This is a genomic window from Pseudomonas sp. NPDC087804, assembly GCF_044742965.1.
Classification (GTDB): Bacteria; Pseudomonadota; Gammaproteobacteria; order Pseudomonadales; family Pseudomonadaceae; genus Aquipseudomonas; species Aquipseudomonas rustica.
Map to the genome: position 1 here is coordinate 83705 of NZ_JBIUVN010000020.1, position 8768 is coordinate 92472.

Below are 8768 nucleotides of genomic sequence, written 5' to 3' on the forward strand. Positions count from 1 at the left end.
CGCGCCGCCGAGCCCGACGCGCACCACACCCCCCCCAACCCCCACCCCCCCCTGCAACCGGCATTCGGCATCAACATCGTTGCGCTGATCGACGGCCGCCCACGCATCCTGAACCTCAAGGACCTACTGGAAGCCTTCGTCCGTCACCGTCGCGAAGTGGTTACCCGTCGTACCGTGTTCGAACTGCGCAAAGCGCGCGAGCGTGGTCACATCCTCGAAGGTCAGGCCGTTGCCCTGTCGAACATCGACCCGGTTATCGCCCTGATCAAAGCGTCGCCGACCCCGTCGGAAGCTAAAGAAGCGCTGATCAGCACGCCGTGGGAATCCTCGGCCGTGGTCGCGATGGTTGAACGTGCCGGTGCCGATTCGTGCCGTCCGGAAAACCTCGATCCGCAATACGGTCTGCGCGAAGGCAAATACTTCCTGTCGCCAGAACAGGCGCAAGCCATTCTGGAACTGCGTCTGCACCGTCTGACCGGTCTGGAACACGAAAAACTGCTGGCCGAGTATCAAGAGATCCTCAACCAGATCGGCGAGCTGATCCGCATCCTCAACAGCGCTGTGCGCCTGATGGAAGTGATCCGCGAAGAGCTGGAAGTGATTCGTGCCGAATACGGCGACGTGCGCCGCACCGAAATTCTCGATGCCCGTCTCGATCTGACCCTGGGTGACATGATCCCGGAAGAAGAGCGCGTTGTGACCATCTCCCACGGTGGCTACGCCAAGACCCAGCCATTGGCTGCGTACCAGGCTCAGCGTCGTGGCGGCAAAGGCAAATCGGCGACCGGCGTCAAGGATGAGGACTACATCGCTCACCTGCTGGTTGCCAACAGCCACACCACGCTGCTGCTGTTCTCCAGCAAAGGCAAAGTGTACTGGCTCAAGACCTACGAGATTCCGGAAGCGTCCCGCGCTGCCCGTGGTCGTCCGCTGGTCAACCTTCTGCCATTGAGCGAAGGCGAATACATCACCACCATGCTGCCGGTCGATCTCGAAGCCATGAAGCGTCAGGCTGAAGAAGAAGAGGCTGAAGGCGTTGAGGTTGATGTAGAAGAAATCGAAAACAGCAACGAGACCGACGAAGAACGTCGTGCCCGTATCAAGGCTGCTGATCGTAAAAAAGCGCCGTTCATCTTCATGTCGACCGCCAACGGTACGGTCAAGAAGACGCCGCTGGTGGCCTTCAGCCGTCAGCGCAGCGTTGGCCTGATCGCGCTGGAACTGGACGAAGGCGACATCCTGATCTCCGCGGCTGTCACCGACGGCGAGCAGGAAATCATGCTGTTCTCCGACGGCGGCAAAGTTACGCGCTTCAAGGAATCCGAAGTTCGCGCCATGGGCCGTACCGCCCGCGGTGTGCGTGGCATGCGTCTGCCAGAAGGGCAGAAGCTGATCTCCATGCTGATTCCGGAAGAAGGCAGCGAAATTCTCACTGCTTCGGCGCGCGGCTACGGCAAGCGTACGGCGATCACCGAGTTCCCTGAGTACAAGCGTGGCGGTCAAGGCGTTATCGCCATGGTCAGCAACGAGCGTAACGGCCGTCTGGTCGGTGCGGTTCAGGTGCAGGACGGTGAAGAAATCATGCTGATCTCCGATCAGGGCACCCTGGTGCGTACCCGTGTCGACGAAGTGTCGAGCCTGGGCCGTAACACCCAAGGTGTGACGCTGATCAAACTGGCCAAGGATGAAACCCTGGTCGGTCTGGAGCGGGTTCAGGAACCTTCGGAAGTCGAAGGCGAAGAGCTTGAAGGGGAAGAGGGCGAGGAATTCGAAGGCACTGTCGTAAACGACGATGCTGGTGAAGACCAGCAACTCGACGCCGCAGCAGACGAAGAACCGCAAGAATAAGCGGACAAGCAAGGGGGCGGATGAGAATTCGCCCCCTTGTTATTTGTCCTGTTTGAAAATTTGCAACACTGTACGGGATCGTTCCCACGCTCTGCGTGGGAATGCCGCTCGGGACGCTCCGCGTCCCATGACGCAGAGCGTCATTGGATGCATCCCCACGCAGAGCGTGGGAACGATCATCCGCAGACCAAAAGATTTAAGTGACCACCAAATCAGAGCGAGATTGGATGTGAGCAAGCGAGCCTATAACTTCTGCGCCGGTCCTGCGGCGCTTCCTGAAGCTGTCCTGCAGCGCGCCCAGGGTGAACTCCTTGATTGGCACGGCAAGGGTCTGTCGGTCATGGAAATGAGCCATCGCAGCGATGAGTTCGTGTCCATTGCCACCCAGGCCGAGCAGGATCTGCGTGACCTGCTGAATATCCCGTCGAACTACAAAGTGCTGTTTCTGCAAGGTGGCGCCAGCCAGCAATTCGCGCAGATTCCACTGAACCTGTTGCCTGAAGGCGGTTCTGCCGACTATATCGACACCGGTATCTGGTCGCAGAAAGCCATCGAAGAAGCCTCGCGCTACGGCCACGTCAACGTCGCCGCCACCGCCAAGCCTTACGACTATTTCGCCATCCCGGGCCAGAACGAGTGGAACCTGTCGAAAGACGCCGCTTACGTTCACTACGCGCCGAACGAAACCATCGGCGGTCTGGAATTCCAGTGGATCCCGGAAGTCGGTGACGTGCCGCTGGTGGCTGACATGTCTTCCGACATTCTGTCGCGCCCGGTCGATATCTCGCGTTTCGGCATGATCTACGCCGGCGCCCAGAAGAACATCGGCCCGAGTGGCATCGTCGTCAACATCATCCGCGAAGACCTGCTCGGCAAGGCGCGTGCGCTGTGCCCGACCATGCTCGACTACAAAGTCGCGGCGGATAACGGCTCGATGTACAACACCCCGCCGACCCTGGCCTGGTACCTGTCCGGTCTGGTGTTCCAGTGGCTGAAAGAGCAGGGCGGCGTCGACGCGATCGCCAAGCTCAACGACGTCAAGCAGCGCACGCTGTACGACTTCATCGACGCCAGCGGCCTCTACAGCAACCCGATCAACAAATCGGATCGCTCGTGGATGAACGTGCCATTCCGTCTGGCCGATGATCGTCTGGACAAGCCGTTCCTGGTCGGTGCCGAAGCGCGCGGTCTGCTCAACCTCAAGGGCCACCGCTCCGTGGGTGGTATGCGCGCCTCCATCTATAACGCTGTCGACATCACTGCGGTCAACGCGCTGGTGGCGTACATGGCTGAATTCGAGAAGGAACACGGCTGATGTCCGAGCAAGAACTCAAGGCACTGCGCGTTCGCATTGACGCTCTGGACACCAAAGTCATGGAGCTGATCAGTGAGCGTGCGCGTTGCGCCCAGGAAGTCGCGCGAGTAAAGATGGCCTCGCTGGCCGAAGGCGAAGTGCCGGTGTTCTATCGTCCTGAGCGCGAAGCTCAGGTGCTCAAGCGTGTGATGGAGCGCAATCAGGGGCCGCTGGGCAACGAAGAGATGGCGCGGTTGTTCCGTGAAATCATGTCGTCGTGCCTGGCGCTCGAGCAGCCGCTGAAAGTGGCTTACCTCGGCCCTGAAGGCACCTTCACCCAAGCGGCGGCCATGAAGCACTTCGGCCACGCGGTGATCAGCAAGCCGATGGCGGCGATCGATGAAGTGTTCCGTGAAGTGGCAGCCGGTGCGGTGAATTTTGGCGTGGTGCCGGTGGAAAACTCCACCGAAGGCGCGGTCAATCACACACTGGACAGCTTCCTCGAACACGACATGGTCATCTGTGGCGAAGTCGAGCTGCGCATTCACCATCACCTGTTGGTCGGTGAAAACACCAAGACCGACAGCATCAGCCGCATCTATTCCCACGCGCAATCGCTGGCCCAGTGCCGCAAGTGGCTGGACGCGCACTACCCGAATGTCGAACGCGTCGCGGTTTCCAGCAACGCTGAAGCCGCCAAGCGGGTTAAGGGTGAGTGGAATTCGGCGGCGATTGCCGGTGACATGGCGGCCGGTCTGTATGGCCTGACGCGTCTGGCCGAGAAGATCGAAGACCGTCCGGACAATTCGACGCGCTTCCTGATGATTGGTAATCAGGAAGTGCCGCCGACCGGCGACGACAAGACTTCGATCATTGTGTCGATGAGCAACAAACCCGGCGCGCTGCACGAGCTGCTGGTGCCGTTCCACGACAACGGGATCGACCTGACTCGCATCGAAACCCGTCCATCGCGCAGCGGTAAATGGACCTACGTGTTCTTCATCGACTTCGTCGGCCACCACCGTGATCCGTTGATCAAAGGTGTGCTGGAAAAGATCAGTCAGGAAGCAGTAGCACTCAAAGTGCTGGGTTCCTACCCGAAAGCAGTTCTCTAAGGGGCGGTAGCAAATGAGTGGCAACTTCCTCGCTCTGGCACAGCCGGGCGTGCAACAACTTTCGCCGTACGTTCCGGGCAAGCCTGTGGACGAACTGGCGCGCGAGCTGGATCTGGATCCGGCAAAAATCGTCAAACTGGCGAGCAACGAAAACCCGCTGGGCGCCAGTCCGAAAGCCTTGGCGGCGATCCGCGAAGAGCTGGCCGAGCTGACCCGTTATCCGGATGGCAACGGTTTCGTGCTGAAATCCCTGTTGGCCGAGCAATGCCGTGTCGAGCTGAATCAGGTCACGCTGGGCAACGGTTCCAACGACATTCTTGAGCTGGTCGCGCGCGCCTATTTGGCACCGGGCCTCAACGCGGTGTTCAGTGAGCACGCGTTTGCGGTATACCCGATCGCCACGCAAGCGGTCGGCGCGCAGGCCAAAGTGGTGCCGGCCAAGGATTGGGGGCATGACCTGCCTGCAATGCTCGCGGCCATCGACGCCAACACCCGCGTGGTGTTCATCGCCAACCCGAACAACCCGACCGGCACCTGGTTCGGCGCTGAAGCGCTGGACGAGTTCCTGCAGGATGTTCCGGAGCATGTGTTGGTGGTGCTGGACGAGGCTTACATCGAGTACGCCGAAGGCAGAGATTTGCCGGACGGTCTGGATTTCCTCGCCGCTTACCCGAACCTTCTGGTTTCGCGCACCTTCTCCAAGGCCTATGGTCTGGCGGCGTTGCGCGTTGGATACGGCCTGTCGACTCCGGTTGTTGCTGACGTGCTGAACCGCGTTCGTCAGCCCTTCAACGTCAACAGCCTCGCTTTGGCGGCAGCCTGCGCAGCGTTGAAGGACGAAGAATATCTGGCGCAAAGCCGTCAGCTCAACGAATCGGGCATGCAGCAGCTGCAAGCCGGTTTCCGTGAGCTGGGCCTGAACTGGATCGAATCCAAGGGCAATTTCATCTGCGTCGATCTCGCACAAGTTGCAGCCCCGGTATTCCAGGGCTTGCTGCGCGAAGGGGTGATCGTGCGTCCGGTGGCCAATTACGGCATGCCGAATCACCTGCGAGTGACAATCGGTCTGCCAGCGGAAAACAGCCGCTTCCTCGAAGCGCTGCGCAAGGTTCTGGCTCGTGGGTGATGTCACTGCACTGCAATCTGCTGCACCTATGATCGGTCGCCTTGTGGTGGTCGGTCTGGGGTTGATCGGTGGTTCGTTTGCCAAAGGCTTGCGTGAAAGCGGTGTATGCCGCGAAGTGGTCGGGGTCGATCTCGATCCGCAATCGCGCAAGCTGGCGGTCGAGTTGGGTGTGGTCGATCGTTGTGAAGATGACTTGGCGGCTGCATGCCAGGGCGCTGACGTGATTCAACTGGCGGTGCCGATTCTGGCCATGGAAAAAGTGCTCGCGCGTCTGGCGAGCATGGATCTCGGGCAGGCGATTCTGACCGACGTCGGTAGCGCCAAAGGCAATGTGGTGCGCGCGGCAACCGAAGCGTTTGGCGCGATGCCGCCGCGTTTCGTGCCGGGCCATCCGATTGCCGGTTCCGAGCAGAGCGGGGTGGAAGCCTCCAATGCCGAACTGTTCCGTCGCCACAAAGTGATTCTCACGCCGCTTGAGCAAACCGATCCGGCCGCATTGGCTGTGGTTGATCGTCTTTGGCGCGAATTGGGCGCCGACGTCGAGCACATGCAGGTCGAGCGTCACGATGAAGTGCTGGCCGCGACCAGCCATCTGCCGCACCTGTTGGCGTTCGGTCTGGTCGATTCGTTGGCCAAGCGCAATGAAAACCTTGAGATCTTCCGTTACGCTGCCGGTGGTTTTCGCGATTTCACAAGAATCGCCGGAAGCGACCCGGTGATGTGGCACGACATCTTCCTCGCTAACCGCGAGGCTGTTCTGCGCACACTCGATACATTTCGCAGCGACCTCGACGCCTTGCGCGACGCGGTCGATGCAGGGGATGGGCACCAATTGTTGGGCGTCTTCACGCGCGCCCGGGTTGCCCGCGAGCATTTCAGTAAAATCCTGGCCCGCAGGGCCGATGTGGACGCTATGAATTCCAACGATCTGATCTTCCTGGCTCAACCTGGTGGCCGCCTGTCCGGTCGGATTCGCGTACCGGGCGACAAATCCATTTCCCACCGTTCGATCATGCTCGGTTCGCTGGCCGAAGGCGTCACCGAAGTCGAAGGCTTCCTTGAGGGCGAAGACGCTCTGGCGACCTTGCAGGCGTTCCGCGACATGGGCGTGGTCATCGAAGGCCCGCACCACGGCCGCGTGACCATTCACGGTGTCGGCCTGCACGGTCTGAAACCGGCGCCGGGCCCGATCTATCTGGGCAACTCCGGTACTTCGATGCGTCTGCTCTCCGGCCTGTTGGCTGCGCAGAACTTCGACAGTACTTTGACTGGCGATGCCTCGCTGTCCAAGCGTCCGATGAATCGCGTGGCCAATCCACTGCGTGAAATGGGCGCCGTGATTGAAACTGCTGCTGAAGGTCGTCCACCGATGACTATTCGTGGCGGTCACAAGCTCAAAGGTCTGACCTACACCATGCCGATGGCCAGTGCTCAGGTGAAATCCTGCCTGCTGCTCGCCGGTCTGTACGCTGAAGGCAAGACCACTGTGACCGAGCCCGCTCCGACTCGCGACCACACCGAGCGCATGCTGCGCGGCTTTGGCTACCCGGTCAGCGTTGAAGGCGCTACGGCTTCGGTTGAATCCGGCGGCAAACTGACGGCGACACACATTGAAGTCCCGGGCGACATCTCGTCGTCGGCGTTCTTCCTTGTGGCGGCCTCAATTGCTGAAGGTTCGGAGCTGGTGCTTGAGCACGTCGGCATCAACCCGACCCGTACTGGCGTTATCGACATCCTGCGCCTGATGGGCGCTGACATTACTCTGGAAAACCAGCGTGAAGTCGGCGGTGAGCCTGTGGCTGACCTGCGCGTGCGGGCAGCTAAACTCAAAGGCATCGAGATTCCGGAAGAGCTGGTTCCACTGGCGATCGACGAATTCCCGGTGCTGTTCGTTGCCGCGGCCTGTGCCGAAGGGCGCACCGTGCTGACCGGCGCTGAAGAGTTGCGGGTCAAGGAATCGGATCGCATTCAGGTCATGGCGGACGGTTTGCTGGCGCTGGGCGTCAAGTGCGAGCCGACCCCGGACGGCATCATCATCGACGGCGGCCAGATCGGCGGCGGCGAAGTGCATGGTCACGGCGATCACCGTATTGCCATGGCTTTCAGCGTGGCCTCGCTGCGCGCCACTGCACCGATCCGCATCCATGATTGCGCCAACGTCGCGACATCGTTCCCGAACTTCCTCGCATTGTGCGGGCAGGTCGGTATTCGTGTGGCACAAGAGGCTCAGTCGTGAACAACATTGCACCGGTCATCACCATTGATGGGCCAAGCGGCTCGGGCAAAGGCACCGTAGCCGGGATTCTGGCCAAGCGTCTGGGCTGGAACCTGCTGGATTCCGGTGCGCTGTACCGTTTGCTGGCATTTGCTGCGCACAACCATGGTGTTGATCTGACCAATGAAGAGCTGCTGAAGAAACTCGCCGCTCATCTGGATGTTCAGTTTATTGCGGCGACCGACGGTCAGTTGCAACGCATCATTCTGGAAGGTGATGAAGTCAGCGATGTCATCCGCACTGAAAGCGTCGGTTCCGGTGCTTCTCAAGTGGCTGCATTGCCGGCCGTGCGCGAGGCGCTGCTGCAGCGCCAGCGGGCTTTCCAGGAAGCGCCGGGCCTTGTCGCGGATGGTCGCGACATGGGCACCGTGGTTTTTCCAAGCGCACCGCTGAAGATTTTCCTGACCGCCAGTGCCGAGGAGAGAGCGCGCCGTCGATATTTGCAGTTGAAGGGCAAAGTCGAGGGTGTTAGTCTGTCGAGTCTGCTAGATGAGATCCGTGCGCGCGACGAGCGTGACACCCAGCGAGCGGTAGCCCCGCTTAAGCCGGCGGCTGACGCCATACAGCTGGATTCCACGGAGTTGTCCATCGATCAGGTGCTTGAACGCATCATGAGCGAGATCGCCATTCGCGATATCGCCGGGTGACCAAGAAGGCCACAGGGGACCAGTCATAGTCCTGCGGCGCTTCTTCTATATGAAACTAACCCACACCGTCTGGGGTGTGGAGATGGGCGTATCCTTCGCCCTCATTTACAGGAATTAAAATGAGCGAAAGCTTTGCGGAACTCTTTGAAGAAAGCCTAAAAACCCTGAACCTTCAGGCAGGCTCCATCATCACCGGTGTTATCGTTGATATCGATTACCAAGCTCGCTGGGTAACCGTTCACGCTGGCCTGAAGTCTGAAGCACTCATCCCGCTTGAGCAGTTCTACAACGACGCTGGCGATCTGACTATCAATGTCGGTGACGAAGTTCACGTTGCTCTGGACTCGGTTGAAGACGGTTTCGGTGAAACCAAGCTGTCCCGTGAAAAAGCCAAGCGCGCTGAGTGCTGGATCGTTCTGGAAGCAGCCTTCGCAGCAGAAGAAGTGGTCAAGGGCGTTATCAA

7 protein-coding genes (1 of these 7 cut by a window edge) are annotated in these 8768 nt (G+C 59.9%); all 7 read left to right on the forward strand.

Annotated elements, in window-relative coordinates; genetic code table 11:
- A protein-coding gene (locus ACIOMO_RS21045; protein ID WP_401243389.1) for a DNA gyrase subunit A crosses the window boundary here: on the forward strand, positions 1-1848 show its 3' portion. 990 nt of this gene lie to the left of the window's left edge; 1848 of the gene's 2838 nt are visible here — the last part of the coding sequence; its start codon lies off the left edge, out of view; it ends in the stop codon at positions 1846-1848.
- Between the two features lie 229 nt (positions 1849-2077).
- Positions 2078-3163 carry a 3-phosphoserine/phosphohydroxythreonine transaminase gene (serC, locus tag ACIOMO_RS21050; protein WP_053122464.1) on the forward strand — a complete coding sequence of 362 codons (1086 nt, stop codon included), beginning with the start codon at positions 2078-2080 and terminating at the stop codon, positions 3161-3163.
- A complete protein-coding gene (gene pheA, locus ACIOMO_RS21055; RefSeq protein WP_007908404.1) occupies positions 3163-4257 on the forward strand; it encodes a prephenate dehydratase in 1095 nt (364 codons plus the stop codon). The genes serC and pheA overlap by 1 nt, the downstream gene beginning before the upstream one ends.
- A 13-nt stretch (positions 4258-4270) precedes the next feature.
- Positions 4271-5383, forward strand: coding sequence for a histidinol-phosphate transaminase (gene hisC, locus ACIOMO_RS21060; protein WP_401243393.1), 1113 nt, complete (start codon positions 4271-4273; stop codon positions 5381-5383).
- Positions 5384-5411: 28 nt separating this feature from the next.
- Positions 5412-7619 carry a bifunctional prephenate dehydrogenase/3-phosphoshikimate 1-carboxyvinyltransferase gene (locus tag ACIOMO_RS21065; protein WP_401243395.1) on the forward strand — a complete coding sequence of 736 codons (2208 nt, stop codon included), beginning with the start codon at positions 5412-5414 and terminating at the stop codon, positions 7617-7619.
- Complete coding sequence (gene cmk / locus ACIOMO_RS21070) at positions 7616-8305, forward strand: (d)CMP kinase (RefSeq protein WP_159811537.1); 690 nt, start codon at positions 7616-7618, stop codon at positions 8303-8305. The genes ACIOMO_RS21065 and cmk overlap by 4 nt, the downstream gene beginning before the upstream one ends.
- Before the next feature lie 119 nt (positions 8306-8424).
- Positions 8425-8768, forward strand: a 344-nt coding sequence (locus tag ACIOMO_RS21075) for a S1 RNA-binding domain-containing protein (protein WP_401166753.1), incomplete at its 3' end; no start/stop codon positions are given.